Annotated in this window: 14 protein-coding genes; 7 read left to right on the top strand and 7 right to left on the bottom strand. The window is 71.2% G+C overall.

Features of this window, described 5'->3' with window-relative positions:
- Positions 1 to 143 precede the first annotated feature (143 nt).
- Complete coding sequence (locus tag ACFYM2_RS06005; protein WP_388833715.1) at positions 144 to 2,027, bottom strand: helix-turn-helix domain-containing protein; 1,884 nt, start codon at positions 2,025 to 2,027, stop codon at positions 144 to 146.
- Positions 2,028 to 2,650: 623 nt separating this feature from the next.
- Here ACFYM2_RS06005 and ACFYM2_RS06000 point away from each other — a divergent pair.
- From ACFYM2_RS06000 to ACFYM2_RS05985, 4 genes are all read left to right on the top strand, one after another.
- Positions 2,651 to 3,727, top strand: a complete 1,077-nt coding sequence (locus tag ACFYM2_RS06000; protein WP_388833712.1) for a YihY/virulence factor BrkB family protein — start codon at positions 2,651 to 2,653, stop codon at positions 3,725 to 3,727.
- 230 nt (positions 3,728 to 3,957) lie between these two features.
- Positions 3,958 to 4,329 carry a phage holin family protein gene (locus ACFYM2_RS05995; protein ID WP_358993914.1) on the top strand — a complete coding sequence of 124 codons (372 nt, stop codon included), beginning with the start codon at positions 3,958 to 3,960 and terminating at the stop codon, positions 4,327 to 4,329.
- Positions 4,326 to 4,802: a DUF3618 domain-containing protein gene (locus ACFYM2_RS05990; protein WP_358993592.1), complete on the top strand. Its 477-nt coding sequence runs from the start codon at positions 4,326 to 4,328 to the stop codon at positions 4,800 to 4,802. The genes ACFYM2_RS05995 and ACFYM2_RS05990 overlap by 4 nt, the downstream gene beginning before the upstream one ends.
- Positions 4,803 to 4,806: 4 nt before the next feature.
- Positions 4,807 to 5,073: a DUF4235 domain-containing protein gene (locus ACFYM2_RS05985; protein ID WP_358993589.1), complete on the top strand. Its 267-nt coding sequence runs from the start codon at positions 4,807 to 4,809 to the stop codon at positions 5,071 to 5,073.
- Between the two features lie 85 nt (positions 5,074 to 5,158).
- Here the strand turns inward: ACFYM2_RS05985 and ACFYM2_RS05980 are convergent, their stop codons facing one another.
- From ACFYM2_RS05980 to ACFYM2_RS05970, 3 genes are all read right to left on the bottom strand, one after another.
- A complete protein-coding gene (locus ACFYM2_RS05980; RefSeq protein WP_388833709.1) occupies positions 5,159 to 7,636 on the bottom strand; it encodes a collagenase in 2,478 nt (825 codons plus the stop codon).
- A 435-nt stretch (positions 7,637 to 8,071) separates the two neighbouring features.
- Positions 8,072 to 8,806: an SAM-dependent methyltransferase gene (locus ACFYM2_RS05975; protein WP_388833706.1), complete on the bottom strand. Its 735-nt coding sequence runs from the start codon at positions 8,804 to 8,806 to the stop codon at positions 8,072 to 8,074.
- Positions 8,807 to 8,826: 20 nt separating this feature from the next.
- A complete protein-coding gene (locus ACFYM2_RS05970) occupies positions 8,827 to 9,984 on the bottom strand; it encodes a helix-turn-helix transcriptional regulator (RefSeq protein WP_388833703.1) in 1,158 nt (385 codons plus the stop codon).
- Positions 9,985 to 10,102: 118 nt separating this feature from the next.
- Here ACFYM2_RS05970 and ACFYM2_RS05965 point away from each other — a divergent pair, with 118 nt between their 5' ends.
- Positions 10,103 to 10,507: a VOC family protein gene (locus ACFYM2_RS05965; RefSeq protein ID WP_358993578.1), complete on the top strand. Its 405-nt coding sequence runs from the start codon at positions 10,103 to 10,105 to the stop codon at positions 10,505 to 10,507.
- A gap of 36 nt (positions 10,508 to 10,543) precedes the next feature.
- Here the strand turns inward: ACFYM2_RS05965 and ACFYM2_RS05960 are convergent, their stop codons facing one another.
- Entirely contained in the window at positions 10,544 to 10,984 is a 441-nt protein-coding gene (locus ACFYM2_RS05960) for a protein-tyrosine phosphatase family protein (RefSeq protein WP_388833700.1), read from the bottom strand.
- A 261-nt stretch (positions 10,985 to 11,245) separates the two neighbouring features.
- On the opposite strand from ACFYM2_RS05960, the gene ACFYM2_RS05955 reads away from it, so the two are divergent.
- Positions 11,246 to 12,532, top strand: coding sequence for a serine hydrolase domain-containing protein (locus tag ACFYM2_RS05955; protein ID WP_388834243.1), 1,287 nt, complete (start codon positions 11,246 to 11,248; stop codon positions 12,530 to 12,532).
- 132 nt (positions 12,533 to 12,664) lie between these two features.
- Here ACFYM2_RS05955 and argG read toward each other — a convergent pair whose 3' ends face one another.
- A complete protein-coding gene (gene argG, locus ACFYM2_RS05950) occupies positions 12,665 to 14,113 on the bottom strand; it encodes an argininosuccinate synthase (RefSeq protein WP_350233594.1) in 1,449 nt (482 codons plus the stop codon).
- Between the two features lie 399 nt (positions 14,114 to 14,512).
- On the bottom strand, positions 14,513 to 15,757 hold the full coding sequence (locus tag ACFYM2_RS05945; protein WP_388833697.1) for an ROK family protein: 1,245 nt from the start codon (positions 15,755 to 15,757) through the stop codon (positions 14,513 to 14,515).
- 572 nt (positions 15,758 to 16,329) lie between these two features.
- On the opposite strand from ACFYM2_RS05945, the gene ACFYM2_RS05940 reads away from it, so the two are divergent.
- Positions 16,330 to 17,001, top strand: coding sequence for a DUF6445 family protein (locus ACFYM2_RS05940; RefSeq protein ID WP_350233596.1), 672 nt, complete (start codon positions 16,330 to 16,332; stop codon positions 16,999 to 17,001).
- The last annotated feature ends 45 nt before the right edge of the window (positions 17,002 to 17,046 follow it).

Below are 17,046 nucleotides of genomic sequence, written 5' to 3'. Positions count from 1 at the left end.
TCTCACGCTAGGTGCGGCCCCGGTCACCGGATAGCGCACCGATGCACAGTCCGTCGGCTGCGGGAGATCACGCGTGCACAGTCGGCCCCGCGTGCGTGCCAGGCACGGGGAGCGGGGGAGGGGGGGCGCTGGGGGTTCCCCGGCTAGCGCAGCCTCGGCAGTACCGGCTCGCCCGTCGTCGCGGACAGTGCCAGGACCAGAGTGTGCGCCCCCGACAGGCCCGTCGTCAGATCACGCTGGATCAACGCCTCCGCCTGCCGCAGCCGCTTGCGTACCGTCGCCGCGCCGACCCCGACCGCCTCGGCGGTGTCGTCGATGTGCAGGTTGCACCCGACCCACGCGCGCAGTGTGCCGGTCAGCTGCGGGGGCGCGCCGCGCAGGGGCTGGAGCAGGGCCCGCGCCCAGGTCAGGGCGGGCTCGCACTGAAGGATGGAGGCGAGCGACGCCTGCTCGGGCACGGTGTCATGGAGCGGGTTCCACGTCCTGGTCAGGGACAGCGCGAGGTGGACGACCGTACGTACGCGGACGTCCTTGAGGTCGAGCGGCCTGCCCTCGGCGCCCAGCACCTCGGCGACGCGCGCGGCGCGGGCGGCCACCGTGTTGCGGTGCGCCCCCAGGATCCGGGCCGTCTCCGTGTGGGGGAAGTCCAGCGCGAGGCGCATCGTGCCGATGAGCTCGTCGCGGACCGCGTACGGCATGGCGAGCAGCGGGGCCAGGACATGTTCGGCCCAGCGGTGCGCCGCCGTACCCAGCAGGGGTGCCAGGGGCGCCGAGCCGTCGAACATGCCGATCCGTTCGAGGCTGTGGTGCGCGGAGACCAGCGCGTTGCTCGCCTCGCTGTAGGCGTCCGCGACATCGGCGAGCCCGTACGGGCGGCTGCCGCCCAGGACGCAGGTCCGCCTGGTGGACACGGCGTCCGCGAGCGCGCGCCGCACGCTGTCGGTGTCGCCCGGCGGCCGGCGCAGCGGCTCCACGACGATGATGTGGTCCTCGCGGGCCGGGCAGCGCACCAGCAGGGCCGTGCCGTCGGTGGCCGGCTCCAGGGCGCGCACCATGTCCTCGCGGCCTTGGGGCGGGGTGGCGATGACATAGACGCGGACCTGCTCCGTCCGCAGCAGCCCGGGGCTGAGCCCTTCCATCGCCCGCTGGGCCAGGACGGTCTGGCCGCCCATCAGCATCTGGAACACGCTGAGTCTGACACCTCGGGCGCTGTCGTTGAGCTGGTGGACGCGCAGGACCTCGTGTGCCAGAGCGAGCAACTTGGCCGTGTGGTGTGCCAGGGCGAGCGTTTCCGCCTCGAAGGGCGTGGTGGAGACCAGGACGAGAAACGACGCGTCGGTCTCGGCCCCCACGGGCAGCTTCACCACGTGCAGGCCGTTGCGAAACCGCGGCCGGCGGGTGGTCTCCTGGCTCAGCACGGCCTCATGGGCGGTGTACCGGTGCGTGTCGGGGGCGTCGTGGGGATACTCGGCGCGGACCTCCCCGGGTGTGGGCCCCAGGAGGAGTACGTACGCGGCCAGCGACTTGGACAGGCCCGTCACCAGGTGCTCGTCGGCGTCGGGCCGGTCGAAAGCGGCCGGGAGGTGTTCGACGTATTGCGCGATGCGTCGCATGTGCTGCCTGGCCTGGCGCTGCCAGGTGCGCGAGAGATCGCGGTCGACCCGCTCCCATACCGTCGGCTCGGCCCGGGTCGCCAGCAGTGGCAGCGCAAGGCGCAGCGCCGTCTGCCGTACGACGGGGGTGACGCCGGAGCCCGGGTCATGGGGCACGCTCAGCGCGAGGCCGGCCGCTCTCCTGTCCCTGAGCGCCCGCAGCAACCGGTCGACACGGGCCGGCGCGAGCGCCCCCACGGCCGCCGCGTGGGCGACCACGAGACACCCGGCGATGTCGAGAGCGTCCTCGACGGCTAGGCAGGGGACGAATTGCGCGCCCACCACGCAACGGTCCTCGTGCGCGGCGCGGTTGGCCTCGTCCGCGAAGGCGAGCGCGAGCTCGGGCAGGCTTGTCAGATACCCCAGTGTTGACATTTCTCGTCCCCCGTCGCGGCTCGCGTGTCGGCATGCGCGACCTTGATGCGTCCCCGTGAATCACTTGGCAGCGCCAGAAGTCCCGCGTGCGGCGGCCCCATTCCTTGAGGTCGTCGACGTCGTCGGTGTCCTGACGCCCTCGTGCGCTTGGCCTCCTTGGCATCACTGGCGTCCTCGGCGTCCTCGGATTTCCCGGCGCGGCGCACCGCGTGCCGGGCCGGCGCGCAGTGCGGTCACGGCGCGCCGCCCGGTTCCGACTCCGGCGTCCGGTCGTCACCCTGCCCACGGCACAGTCAAGTTTCCAGGAAATAACCGGTCGATGGCTGGAAACCGGCACGGTCGCAAAAGGTCCCGAAGGCGGCGCCGCCGACGAGGCACGCGGGCGCGTCCGAGCCGGCTGGTCGCGCACTCAAGAACGGCTGTCCTGAATCCGTCCCTCGACCGGCCTGCGTATGACCTATGCGTGACCTACGCATGACCTATGCATGACCTACGCATGGTCCGCGAATGTCCACCGAGCAACTGGTGCGCTTGGCAGGGGAGTTGATCAACTAGCGGCCCGCGTGCGACAGCCCGTGGGGCCGCCTCGGTGAAACGTACGCTCGTCGGGGTACCCGCCGCGCATGGCGAACTTGCATCTTCCATGGCGACAGAGCGGCCGGTCACCGGAGGCCGGAGCCGGATCCGAAGCCCAGGACGGAGCCGGGACGGCCAGGGACGCCGGCCCCGGCCCCGAGGTGGAGCGGGCGGCGCCGGACGTACCGACCAAGCTCCCGAAAGGGCTGTGGCGGGCGGTGCTCAAAGGCAGCCTGCGGGAGTTCAGGGACGACGAGCTCGTCGACCGGGCCGCCGCGCTCACCTACTACGGAGTGCAGTCGCTCTTCCCCGCGCTGCTCGTGCTCGTGTCGCTCCTCGGCATCACGGGACAGTCGACCACCGACAAGCTCCTGAACAACCTTCAGGGGCTGGCGCCGGGACCCGCCAGGGACATCATCACGAGCGCGGTGAAACAGTTGCAGGGCAGCGCGGGCACGGGCTCACTGGTGGCGGTCGTCGGCCTGGTGCTCGCGGTGTGGTCCGCGTCGAGCTATGTGGCCGCGTTCATGCGGGCGGCCAACGCGGTCTACGACATGCCGGAGGGGCGCCCGGTGTGGAAGATCCTGCCCCTGCGGCTCGGTCTGACCGTGCTCCTGATGGTCCTCGCGGTCATCAGCGCGCTCATCGTGGTGTTCACCGGCAGCCTGGCCGAGCAGGCCGGAACCGTTCTCGGCGTGGGGAGCGCCGGCCTTACGGTGTGGTCGATCGCCAAGTGGCCCGTCCTGGTCCTGCTGGTCGTGATCATGATCGCGCTGCTGTACTGGGCGAGCCCGAACGCGAAGGTGAAGGGCTTCGTCTGGCTCACGCCGGGCAGCTTCGTGGCGCTGCTGATCTGGTTGCTCGCCTCGGGCGGTCTCGCCGTCTACGTCGCCAACTTCGGTTCGTACAACAAGACGTACGGCACGATGGCCGGCGTCATCGTCTTCCTGGTGTGGCTGTGGCTCACCAATCTGGCGATCCTGCTGGGGCTCGAGTTCGACGCGGAGACGGTACGCCAGCGGGCGATCGCGGGCGGCATGCCGCCGGACGAGGAACCGTACACCCAGCCGCGTGACACCGCGGCGTGGGACGAGCACGACCGGCGGCGCGTGGGAGAGATCTGAGAGCTCCGGCTCCGAATGCCCCCCGCGGTGGGCAGGGCCGGACCGGGCGTTCCCGGCCGGTCTGCCCTGAATCGTGCCATCCGGGGTACTCGGGTGGGGGCAGGCGGCCGCGGGCACCGGTACCCGCGAGCCGAGACGTTTCACGAAGACGGGAGGTGGCCCTCGTGTCGAGCACGCAGCCCCACGGGGCAGGCCCAGGACCGGGCGCCCACGCGCCGGGCAACGAGCCGGTGAGTGAACTGGTCCAGCGGGCCTCGCAGCAACTGACCGAGCTGGTGCGCGGCGAACTGTCGCTCGCGCAGGCCGAGATGAAGGAGAAGGGCAAGCGGTACGGCCGGGGCGGCGGCCTCTTCGGCGGCGCCGGACTGATCGGCTTCCTCACCCTCCAGGCCCTGGTGGCCGCCGCCATCGCGGGGCTCGCCGTGCCGCTGCCCGTGTGGGCCGCCGCGCTCATCGTGGCCGGGGTGTTGGGCGCGATCGCCGCGGTCATGGCCCTCGGCGGGAAGAAGCAGGTGGGCCGGGCGGCCCCGCCCGCGCCCGAGCAGACCATCGAGAACGTGAAGGCCGACCTGGCCACGATCAAGGGAAGTGCACACCGATGACCGACACACCCCACGGAGAGCTGGGCTCTCCCGGCCCCGAGGAACTGCGCGAGCAGGTCGAACGCACCCGCCAGGACCTGGGGCGTACGGTCGAGGCGCTGGCGGCCAAGACCGACGTCAAGGCACGCGCCCGCGACAAGGCCGCCGACGTGCGAGAACGCGCCGAGGCCAAGGCGCACGAGCTGAAGGCCAAGACCGCGGACGTCGCCCACCACGTGCAGGACACGGTGCAGGACAAGGTCGCCCACCCCGTCAAGGACAAAGCCGCCCACGCCGCCGGTGTGGCCCGGGACAAGGCGGTGCGGACCTGGCAGGACAAGACGCCCGACGCGGTCCCGGGCGCCGTCCCCGAAACGGTGTGGCACACCGCGGCGGGCACCGGGCGCGGGATCCGGGATCCGAGGGCGCTGCTCCTCGCGGCGGGCGGTGTGGCCGCCGTGGTGTGGCTGGTCTGCCGTCGGAGGAAGGGATGAGCCGGTGAAAGTGTCGAAGATCCTGTACAAGCCGGTCGGGCTCGGTCTCGGCGTCGTCAGCGGAATGCTCGCCGGGATCGTGTTCAAGCAGACGTGGAAGCGGCTCGCTCATGACGACGACGCCCCCGATGCCACCGACGAGGACCGGCGCTGGCGCGAGGTGCTGCTCGCCGCCGTGTTGCAGGGCGCGATCTACGCTGCCGTCAAGGCCACCGTCGACCGGGCCGGCGCCACCGCGACCCGGCGCCTGACCGGGACCTGGCCGGGCTGAGCGCGAGAACGCGGCCGTGCGGTGCCGCACCCGGGGTCCGGGTGCGGCACCGCACGTCGTCACAGGGGGATGGACCGGGCCGGGATCAGTAGGCCGTGGTGACCGTCACCCCGCTGAACGCGGTCTTCCCGTAGAGGCTGATGTAGCGGTAGCCCGCCGTCTTGTTGGTCACGGTGATGGTCTCGGCGTTGCCGGCCTTCGTGGAGCGCGCGGTGTAGGCCGAGTTCGTCGCCCAGGTGCTGGTGTTGTAGTAGAGGTCGGCGTTCCCGGTGCCGCCGGTCGTCGTGACCTTCAGGGTGACCTTTCCGGCGGGCAGGTACAGGAACAGGTAGTCCAGGCCGCCCTTCTGGGCCGCGAGGCCCGAGCGCGAGCAGTTCTGGCCCATGACACGGGTGTCGGGGTCGGTGCAGGCGGGCAGGGCGCCGGTGACGACGACCGGCTTGGTGGCCGTGTTGGTCAGGCCCTTGGCGTCGGTGACGGTCAGGGTGACGGTGTAGGTGCCGGGCGCCTTGTAGGTCTTGGAGGGGTTGGTGGCGGTGGAGGTGGTGCCGTCGCCGAAGTTCCAGGCGCGCTGGGTGATGGTGCTGCCGGCGTCGGTGGACTTGTCGGTCAGGCTGACGGTGAGCTGGGAGACCGTGGCGTCGAAGGCCGCGGTGGGGCCACTGGCCGTCCCGCCGCAGGCGCCGGCGGCGCAGGCGTCGAGCCAGGTGTTGAAGTCCGCGTCGTACCGCGTGCCGATGCCGGTCGCGTAGAGCGCGTACGCCCCCGCGTAGTCACCGGCGCGGAACTTGGCGAGCATGTTCTGCACGTCGGCCGGGTGCTTCTCGACCATGTACCGGGTGGCCAGGTAGCCCCACGGATAGGTGCGGGTCTGGTCGGAGTTGGCGTACGAGCTCTGCCACAGGGTGCTCAGCGCGTAGGTGTGCTGGGCGGCGTCGGCGATGGCCTCGGTGTCGGGCAGGTTGCGGTAGCTGTAGGAGACGTACTCCGCGAAGCCCTCGATCCACCAGATGTCCGGGACGTCCTGGCCGGCGTTGAAGTCACCCGCCATGTCGTAGCGGCCGTCGAGGTAGTGCGTGTACTCGTGGTTGAGGTTCCAGATGTCGCCGGGGAAACCGTCGCCCACGCTCTTCACATAGGACAGGAAACGTGCCTGGTTGGCCGGGTCGGACGGGTCGCCCTCCAGGTACTCGCCGCCGTTGTTGGTGCTGTTGCCGAAGATCCAGCCGGAGTACGTCTGGTAGTCCTTGGGGCTGGCGAACGTGACGATCTGGATATTGGTGTTGTGGTCGTTCGCCACCGGACCGCTGTCCTTGACGATGCTGTGGAAGTACGCGTCCTGGCCCTTGACGCTGGTGCAGGCCGCGGCGAGGGCGGCGTCGCTCAGGGACTGGGCGCGGAAGGTGTGGTCGGCGTCGCAGTTGTACGTGATCGGCAGCGCGGCCGCGGTGAGCTGGTTGACGAAGTCACAGGTGCCGTAGTAGGAGCACTGCGCCTTGTCGTTGGCGTCGGTCATCGCCGCCACGCCGACCCACAGGGGCGCGGTCGGGCCGGTGATGGCGGAGGACCCGAGCAGGCCCTTGGCCAGCGGCCGCACCTTCGCCTGGAGGGCGGGGGTGTCGAGGAAGCGCGCGAGTTCGGTGCCGGCGTTGGACTCCAGGTAGAACCAGGAGTCGTTGAGCTTGGCGAGGTGGCCCAGCACGAAGGAGTTCAGGGTGTCGACGATGCTCGGGTCGGCCGTCACCGCCGCGATGTAGGCGGGGTTCCAGTGGCCTCGGAACAGCGGTGTGAACACGTCGTTGACGGCGGTGTCCATGCTCCAGTAGGTGTCCCAGGAGCTGGTGTAGGAGGTGAGCACCTTCTTGTAGGTGTTCAGGTAGCGGGCCTGCTCGTTGGCGCTGTCGGTGAGGATGATGACCTCACCCATGATGTCGCCGTTGGCCGCGCTGACGTCCATGAAGTGCGGGGACGCGATGAAGGTGTCCAGGGCCGCCTCGCTGGCGCCGGCGAGCGCCGCTCCGTAGGGACCCACGTCGGAGGCGTTGTTGGACTGCACGTAGTAGCCGGCGCGCAGGAACAGCACGAGCTGCCACACGTTGGTGGAGTTGTCACCGGGGTAGGTCCGCGCCGTGTTCTGGAGCGCGCCCGCGACGGCCACCATGTTGGGCTCTTGGAAGATGTTGTGCGCGTCGGTCCCGGTCACACCGAACAGGGTGTTGACGCAGTCCGTCGTGGAAGCCTGGACGAAGCTCACGAGCGCCGCTCCGCTGCGGCTGCCGAAGTCGCCCGGCGTACAGGACGCCGCCGCGCCCTTGACGGCTCCGCTCTTCGCCTTCTGCGGCGCCGGGGAGGTCACGGGCTGCTTCGGCGGCAGGTGCGCGGCGTCCAGCGGGGTGTGCCGCGCGTCGGAACGGTCGGACACATTGGCGGTCGAACCCACCAGTGGCGGCGCGGACTTGGCGGCGGACCCGCTCGCGGCGGTGGCCTTGCCGGACGGCCCTGCGGGCTTCTGGGAGCCTGCGGCGGCGGCGCGGCTCGGCTGCGCCATCATGGCGATGCCCATGCAGAGTGCGAGGGCAAGTATCAGAAAACCGGTGAGACTTCGTCTCAGACCTTCTGTTCGGGTGTTCACGTGCCGCCTCCCAGCGGTGTGGAGCCGCGCACGAGGCGCGGCGGTGGGGGATACCGGGGGCCGGGCCCGCCCGCCGCCCCCGGGTGACGGGGCGTGACGAAGCGGACCCGGGAACCCACGGGCCGTACGGTGCAGTTGGCATGAACGCGGCTCGCTCGTGCGCGTCTGTAAAATTGCATATGTCACATGGCTTGTGAAGGGAGCGCGGGTAAACCGCAGGCAATTCCTGGGTGTCGCGGGCGGCGAGGGGCGAGGTCATGGACCCGGCGACGGGCCCGGCGGGACCGGGCGACCGGGCGCCCGGCGGGTGTGGATGTCCGGAAGTCGTGCGACAACGCCGTTATGGCGACAGGAAGTTGGGCGCTGCTACGGCGTCGGGCGCAGCACCAGGCATACGAAGCCGAAGGAGTCCCGGTAGCCGCGCAGCCACTCGGTGCGGTGGGTGGCCGCCGTCTCCAGGGCCCGCGCGCTGTCCGGGTCGTGCGGGTGGTCGAGGGCCCAGGAGGCGAGCGATCCCGTCCAGGACCATTCGTAGGCGTCGAGCTCGCCGCGCGTGCTGATGTGGGCGCCCACCGGTGTCCAGCCGTCGGCGACGACGGCGTCGAGTGTGGTCGGCAGATCGCTCAACTCGCCCAGCATGTCGACGGCTTCGGGGGAGGGGGCGCGCTCCCAGAATCCGTCGCCGACCAGCACGCGCCCGCCGGGCGCCAGCTGTGCGCGGGCCGCCGCGAGGGTGGGGAGCAGGCCCCCGTGGGCGTGCCCGGCGCCGACGTTGAGTACCAGGTCGAAGGGGTCGGCCGAGGTGAATCGGGCGGCGTCCTGCTGGTGGAGGGTCAGACGTGCGTCCACGCCCCGGCCACGGGCCTCCTCGCGGGCGCGGGCCAGGGCGGGCTCGGAGGTGTCCACGCCCACGGCCCGCAGGCGGGGGTGGGTGGCCAGCGCGCGCAGCAGCCACTCGGCGCCGCCGCAGCCGAGGTCGAGTACGCGCGCGTCCTCGCGCGGGACGGCCTGGTCGAGGAGGCGGCGGACCGCGTCGTCGTCGACGGGGGCCGCGATCGGGTGGCCGGTGTGGGCGATGCGGGAAATCTCTTCACGGTTCATCTGACCAGTGTCGCAAGGCTTCAGGAGCGGCCCTCGTGGTCCGGCGGCCGCGCCGAACGGGCCAGGCGCTCGGCGAAGTCGACGACCAGGGAACGGAGTTCGGCGGGCCGCTCGATGACGAACGGCCGGTCGAGGGACGCGAGCACGGCGGGCAGCCAGTTGAGGCGTTCGACTCTCAACTCGGCGCGCAACCAGCCCTGTTGGGCGTCCTGTTCCCCGCCCTTGGCGCTGGGGATGGGGGTGAGCGTCGCGAGGGCGGCCGGCAGACGGGGCCGGATCTGCTCGGCCGTCCCCTGGATCCGCAGGCTCACCTCGTGTGCGTACGGAGCCGTGGCGAGAGCGGTCAGGACCCGCTCGCCGGGACCGGGGCCGGGTTCGGTGGGCGGCGCGAACGATCCGGGCAGGGTGCGGGCGTCGAGGACACGGTCGAGCCGGAACATCCGGTCCTCACCGATCGCGGGGTCGGCGCCGGTGACGTACCACCTGCCGGCATGGGTGACCAGGCCGTACGGGTGCAGGGTGCGTTCGCTGTGCCGGCCGGTGGCGGAGGCGTACCGCAGGCGGACCGGCCGGTGGTGGCGTACGGCGTCGGCGAGTGGGAGCAGAACGTCGCTGCGGGGAGCGGTGGGGGGAGCGGGGGGAGGGGCCGCAGGGGTGGCGGAGAGGGGAGTGGAGAGGCCCGCGGGATCCGGGTCCTGCGCCCCAGGTCCGGTGGGCGTGCTGGGCCGCTCGGGCGTGCCGGGCGTGTCGGGCGGGGCAGCCTGGGCTGCCGGGGCGCCGGGGTCGGTGAACGCCAGCGAGTCGAGGACGGCGTCGAGTCCCCGGCCCAGCCGCTCGGGCAGCACACGCCGTACCTTCGCCGCCGCCGTCTCGCTCGCTACCCCCGTGCTCGTCATCAGCCCCGCTCGCCGCCCGGCGACCAGGCCCAGCAGGACGGCGAGCGCTTCCTCGTCGTTCAGCATGAGCGGCGGCATCCGGTATCCGGGGGCAAGGCGGTAACCGCCATAGCGGCCGCGTACCGAGATGACGGGTACGTCGAGTTCGAGCAGATGCTGGACATAGCGCCGCACCGTGCGCTCGTCGACACCGAGCTGACCGGCGAGCTCGGCCACCGTGCGGGTGCCGCCGGACTGAAGGAGTTCGAGCAGGGTGAGCACGCGGGCTGTGGGTCGGGCCATGCCGGAAAGTATGCCGCCCATACCGGGCGGGTTCTGTCCGGTATTGGTCATAACGTATGAGGTCACAGACGCGGAAACGCGCCGAAACCACCGACCCTCTCTCCCCTCGGAGCGCACCATGGACTTCGTCTCGATCCGTGTCATCACCGACGACATCGCCCGCCTCGTCGGCTTCTACGAGCGCGCGACCGGGGTGGGGGCCCGCTGGGCGACCGACGACTTCGCCGAGCTCAGGACCGCCACGGCCACCCTGGCGATCGGCAGCACCCGTACGGTCGCGATGTTCGCGCCCGGCGCGGCGCGCCCCGCCGACAACCGGAGCGTCATCCTGGAGTTCCGCGTGCGGGACGTGGACGCGGTGCACCGGAATTTGGTGGACGCGGGCTGCGCGGCGCAGTTCGTGCAGGAGCCCACCACGATGCCGTGGGGCAACCGCTCACTGCTGCTGCGCGACCCCGACGGCCACCTCGTCAACTTCTTCACCCCGGTCACGGAGGAGGCGATCGCGCGGCTCGGGGCGTGAGACGCCGTAGCCCGTCCTGCGGCTTGGCAAACGCCCTCAGGGCGCGGCCGGCTCCCAGTTCGCCACGAGGCGCCGCTGCCAGGGGGTTTCGACCGCGCGGCCGTCGTAACGTTCCCGTACGAACGTGACTGCCTCTCGGGCGGGGACGCCGTCCAGGACGGCGAGGCAGGCCAAGGCGGTGCCGGTGCGGCCCACGCCACCCCCGCAGGCCACCTCCACCCGCTCGTTCCCGGCGCGGGCCAGCAGCGTGCTCAGCGCCGAGGCGAAGCCGGCCCGGTCGGACGGCAGCCAGAAGTCGGGCCAGCGCAGCCACTGGCTGTCCCAGTCGACGGGGCCTGGGCGGCGGCCGAGGAGGTGGAGTGCGAACTCGGGCCGTGGCCCGGCGGGAAGTGGGTGGCGCAGGCCTCTGCCGCGCACCAGCCGCCCCGACGGCAACAGGAGCACGCCGGGCGCGGCCGGATCCCAGGAAACGTGCATGGCGCGAGCGTAACCGCGCGGCGGCCAGGGCTGCCATGGATGGGCTGCCATGGATGGGGTGCCATGGACGGGGTGGCCGCGCAACTTCGGCGCCGCCATGCGAGGGCGGGTGCTCGGGCCTAGCGTGGGAGGAAGTGCTGTCCCTCGGCCCGGGCCGGGCCGGTTGCCCGGCCGGGGCGCCTTCGCCAGGCAGGAGGCCTGCCCGTGAGGTATTCACAGAACCAGTGGCGCAGAACGTGTGCCGGGGTCGCCACGGCCGCTGTGCTGACCGTGCCGGTGGCGGCCACGAGCGCGTACGGGGTGACGGCCCCGCCGCCCTCACCCCGCACATCGGCCACGGCGACCGCGTCGAACTCGCCGTTCGCTTCCCCGTCCTCCTCCGGCTCGTCCCCGTCCCCTTCCGGCTCGACGTCCGCGTCGAACTCGCCGTCGGCCTCCAGCGACTCCGGCTTCGCCCAGCTGAGCCCGGCCGTGGCCGCGCGCCTGGACACCGCCGTCAAGCAGGTCATGCGGGAAGCGAACGTCCCCGGCGCGATGGTGAGCCTTTCGGCGCCCGGCAAGGGTGACTACGTCCGCGCGTTCGGCGTCGCCGACAAGGCGACCGGCGCCCCCATCAAGACCAACATGTACATGCGCATCGGGAGCGAGACCAAGACCTTCACGGTCACCGCGCTGCTGCAACTCGTCGACCAGGGCAAGGTCCACCTGGACGACCCGATCGGCAAGTACATCTCCGGCGTGCCCAACGGGGACAAAATCACGCTCCGTCAACTCGCGGAGATGCGCAGCGGGTTGTTCAACTATTCGGAGGACGAAGGCTTCGTGAAGGCGATGCTCTCCGACCCGACCAAGCCGTTCACGCCGCGACAACTGCTCGACTACTCCTTCAAGCACCCGGTGCTCTCGCAGCCGGGGAAGGTCTTCTTCTACTGCAACACCAACCTGATCCTGCTCGGCCTGGTCGTCGAGAAGCAGAGCGGCATGCCCCTGCACGACTACATCACGCAGAAGGTCCTGAAGCCGGCCGGCCTGACCCACACCAGCTTCCCGACCGACGCCGCCTTCCCCAGCCCGCACGCCCAGGGCTACACCAACCAGACCCTGAACGGAAAGGTCGCGGTGACCACCGACTGGAACCCGTCCTGGGGCTGGGCGGCCGGCGCGATGATCTCCGACCTCAACGATCTGAGGAGCTGGGCGCGCGTGCTCGCGACCGGCACCCTGCTGTCCCGGCAGACGCAGGCGCAACGCCTCAAGTCGGTCCCGACGACCATCCAGGGCGCGTCCTACGGTCTGGGCATCTTCAACGTGCAGGGCTGGATCGGCCACAACGGCTCACTGCCCGGCTACGAGTCCTTGACCATGTACCTGCCCGAGGCGAAGGCCACGCTTGTCGTGCTGATCAACACCGACATCGTGCACGACAAGCACGAGCCGACCACGCTCCTCGGCCGGGCGATCACCCAGATCGTGACACCGGGCCATGTGTACAACCTGCCGGTGACGGAGCCTCACGCCTCCACATCGCCTTCGCCCTCGTCCAAGTAGGCCCGCACGCCGGGCACAAGGGCGGCCCGCCCTTGTGCCCGGTCGGGGCCGGACCGCGCCGATGTGCCGTGGTCCCGCCGTGCCGGGTCGCCCTGCTGCGCCGTCGCGCCGCTGCGCCCAGTCGGTGCCGGATCAGTCGGTGCCGGACTCCATCGCCGCCCGGTCAAGGAGCTCGTCGTCGCCCGAGACCTCGCCACGGGAGGCGATGACCTCGGCGCCGCCCTCGGGCATGGCGCCGATGAGGCCGGTCGCCGCGGCCTGCGCGGCGCCGATCAGCTCCGGGTGGGCGGTGCCCACGATGCCCAGGCCCGCGTACTGCTCCAGGCGGGCACGCGAGTCGGCGATGTCGAGGTTGCGCATGGTGAGCTGGCCGATCCGGTCCACCGGACCGAACGCGGAGTCCTCAGTACGCTCCATCGACAGCTTGTCCGGGTGGTAACTGAAGGCGGGACCCGTGGTGTTGAGGATCGAGTAGTCCTCGCCACGCCGCAGCCGCAGGGTCACCTCGCCGGTGACGGCGGAACCGACCCAGCGTTGCAGCGACTCGCGGACCATCAGCGCCTGCGGGTCGAGCCAGCGGCCCTCGTACATGAGCCGGCCGAGCCGACGGCCCTCGTTGTAGTACTGGGCGAGGGTGTCCTCGTTGTGAATCGCGTTCACCAGGCGCTCGTACGCGGCGTGCAGCAGCGCCATGCCGGGCGCCTCGTAGATGCCGCGGCTCTTCGCCTCGATGATCCGGTTCTCGATCTGGTCCGACATGCCAAGGCCGTGGCGGCCGCCGATGGCGTTCGCCTCCATGACCAGGTCGACGGCGGAGGCGAACTCCTTGCCGTTGATCGTCACAGGGCGGCCCTGCGCGAAGCCGATGGTCACGTCCTCGGTGGGGATCTCCACCGACGGGTCCCAGAACCGTACGCCCATGATCGGATCGACCGTCTCGACACCGGTGTCCAGGTGCTCGAGGGTCTTGGCCTCGTGGGTGGCGCCCCAGATGTTGGCGTCCGTGGAGTACGCCTTCTCCGTGCTGTCGCGGTAGGGCAGGTCGTGGGCGAGCAGCCACTCCGACATTTCCTTGCGGCCGCCGAGCTCGGTCACGAAGTCCGCGTCCAGCCAGGGCTTGTAGATCCGCAGGTGCGGGTTGGCGAGCAGACCGTAACGGTAGAACCGCTCGATGTCGTTGCCCTTGAAGGTCGAGCCGTCGCCCCAGATCTGGACGTTGTCCTCCAGCATCGCCCGGACCAGGAGCGTACCGGTGACGGCGCGGCCGAGCGGCGTGGTGTTGAAGTAGGCGCGGCCGCCGGAGCGGATGTGGAACGCACCGCACGCGAGCGCGGCCAGGCCCTCCTCGACCAGCGCGGCGCGGCAGTCGACCAGGCGCGCGATCTCGGCACCGTAGGCCTGCGCACGACCGGGCACCGACGCGATGTCGGGCTCGTCGTACTGGCCGATGTCGGCGGTGTACGTGCACGGGACGGCGCCCTTGTCGCGCATCCACGCGACCGCGACGGAGGTGTCGAGGCCGCCGGAGAAAGCGATGCCGACGCGCTCGCCGGCGGGCAGGGAGGTGAGAACCTTGGACATGGGAAGAGTATTCATCATCCCGAATGTTTATGCAAGCGAGGTGGTGTGGTGTGGCGGGGGATGTGAGGTGGTGCGGCGAGGTGGTGCGAGTGACTGTGGCGCGCGGTGGGGTGTGGCGTGGCGTGGTGGGGTGGTGTGGCGTAGTGCGGTGGGCTGGCTTCTACGGTGGGGCGGCGTGTGGTGGGAGGGGCGGGCCGGGGTCGGTGGGCTGGCTTCGTGCGGTGGGGCGGCGTGCCGTGGAAGGGGCGGGCCGGGGTCGGAGGTCGGGGGCCGGCCGAGCCAGGGCGTGAGAGCGCTCTCACGGAGTGAGGGTCCGGGTCGGCCTCGGGCGGCGCGAAGCCGGGGCCGGAGCCGAGTGGCGGAGCTGACAGGTCGCCCACGGGCGAGGCGTCGGGCTGCCTATCCGTAGGCGAGCGGGTCCGCGATGACTCGGCGCACGACGCGGGCCGCCGCCCCGCGCGCCGCGTCCCCGGCGAGCGACGACGCCCGCAGGCGCCGGCTCTCGGGGAGCCAGAGGCCCGACACGGCTCGCCGGGACAGTTCCCGCTCCGCGGCCGGCCCGAGCCAGGGCGCAAGCGTGCGGTAGATGCCACCGAATACGACCGCGTCCGGGTCGAGTAGGTTGACCGCACCCGACAGGACGATGCCCAGGGTCCGGCCGGCCAGGGCGAGTGCGTCGAGAGCGCTCGCGTCGCCCGCGCGCGCCCTGCGTTCCAGTTCGACCACGCCCGGCGCACCCGCGTCCTGCGCGATCCCCGTCGACCGCAGCAGCGCGAGCTGTCCCGCGTACTGCTCAAGGCAGCCACGGGAACCGCACCGGCACTCGGGACCGTCCGGGTCCACCACGGCATGCCCGATCTCCCCGGCGAAACCGTGCGCGCCGCGCAACAGGTCGCCACCGACGACGACCGCCCCGCCCACGCCGATCTCTCCGCTCAGGTAGAGGAAGTGGTCCACACGCCCGGCCGCCTCACCGAACCACAGCTCGGCCAGTGCCGCGAGATTGGCCTCGTTGTCCGAAGTGACCGCAGGGGCAGGGGAGTTGGGGTGCAGCGTGCGCAGAGCCCGGCCGAACAAGTCCTCGGCCTCGACCTGGCGCCAGCCCAGATTGGGCGCCTGGCGTACGGCGCCCCGGGAGACGAGGCCAGGCAGCGCCAGCTCCACGCCTACCGGGCGCAGGCCCTGCTCGGCGGCCGAGTCCAGCGCGCGGACGGCGATCCCGGCCGCCCGGGCCAGTACATCGGCCGGCGCTGCGCCCCGGTTGTCCAGATGCTCGGTGAGACGTACCCGGTCGGTCCCGGCGAGGTCCACCACGCACACCGAGACATAATCGACGTTGACCTCGACTCCGGCCCCGGCCCTTCCGGTGCGCGCCGGGGTGAGCATGGTTCCCGGTCGCCCCGCCTGCCCGCTGAAGGACTTGCCCGACTCGGTCAGAAACCCGCTGCGGATCAACTGATCGGCGAGCGAAGACACAGCGGCCCTGGTGAGGCCGGTGCGAGCGGCGGCCCCGGCGCGGCTGAGAGCGCTTTCGTCGTGCACGGCCCGCAACACCAGACTGAGGTTGTGCCGACGCACGGTGTCCTTGTCCGCCTTGGGTGCCAGCGGGGCGGGGTGGCAGCGCGAAGTCGAATGCTCGTCCATATCACCCCCGAGCCTACGGCCAGGCCCGAGCGAGCGGGGCGGACGCGGGCTCCGGGGGCGGGGCGGGCGCGGAGGCGGGTGCAGGAAGCGGGTGCAGGGTGCGGGTGCGACGCGGCCCTACCCGAGAGCGCTCTCAGCCCGCTTGTTGGTCCCGTGCGGGACCGGGCCTCTTATCGACTTCGCACGGGTTACGCGTGGGCGTCGTACGCCATCGCGCCGGCCCGGCGCCGTTCCTGGGCCCGCCCCACCCCGGCCCGCCGGGTGCCGGCATATCCGGCCCGCCGGCTCACAGCTCGTACCAATCGGAACGCGAGTCGGCCACATGCACCCCAACCCGCCGGCTGCCCCATGCCGACCGGGCGACCCGCGTCGGGCGGGTCCCTGACGAAACAAGGGGCATTCCCTTGCCCGCGCATGGCCTTTTCTTGCCCTCGGCTTTCACTGCGCGCGGTTGCCCGGCGGACATTTACGAGCCCGTTCCCAAAACGTACCCGTGTCAATTCCCTTGTGTTGGCGAAAGGTTGACCCGTTCAGTGGAAAGCACGGCGTGACCTGCCAGTATGGTCGGCGGCATGCCCCCCATTCGTCCGGCGCTCCCGGTCCTTCCCTATCGCAAGCCCAAACTTGGCCGGGATTACTGGGTATTGGACGATGTGCTGCCCAACATCGACGAAATCAGGGCGCGTTGTGTGGCCAAGGACGACTGGGTCGAAGGGTATCCGTACAAGGCGGAGTCCTGGCCGGGGCTGCGCGCCATGCCCGGTCTGATGCCCGCCGAGCTGGCCCGGGTGGAGCGTCTGGTCAAGGCCAGCACGGGGGCCAAGGAGCTGTGGCAGGCGACGGCGCCCGGGGGCGCGACCCTCAACCACAACTGCGTCCAGGTCGTCGGCGCGGGCGAAAGCGAGCCCCGGCCCCACACCGACTCGCGTGCGCTGTGCCGTTACGCGGCGGTGCTCTACCTCAGCCCGCGCGCACCCAAGGACTGCGGCACCAGTTTCTACCGGCAGAGCCTGCCCGGCGGGGTGCTCGGCGGCAACATGGTCACCGCACCCCACAACAACCTCGTCGAAGCACTCGGAACGCGCTTCGTACCCCCGGATTCCTTCACCGAGGACGTGCGGGTCGCGCACCGCTACAACCGGCTGCTGCTCTACACCGCCAACACCATGCACAGCGCGACCGGCTACTGCGGCAGCACCATCGACGACAAACGGATGACCGCCGTCTTCTTCTGGATGGCCTAGGCGCCCGCCCGCCTCTGGATGGCGTACGCCCGCCGCGACTCGCCG

Origin of the sequence: Streptomyces sp. NPDC006711, from assembly GCF_042869775.1 — a bacterium.
Taxonomy (GTDB): Bacteria; Actinomycetota; Actinomycetes; order Streptomycetales; family Streptomycetaceae; genus Streptomyces.
This window is presented reverse-complemented; position numbering and strand designations above follow the sequence as displayed.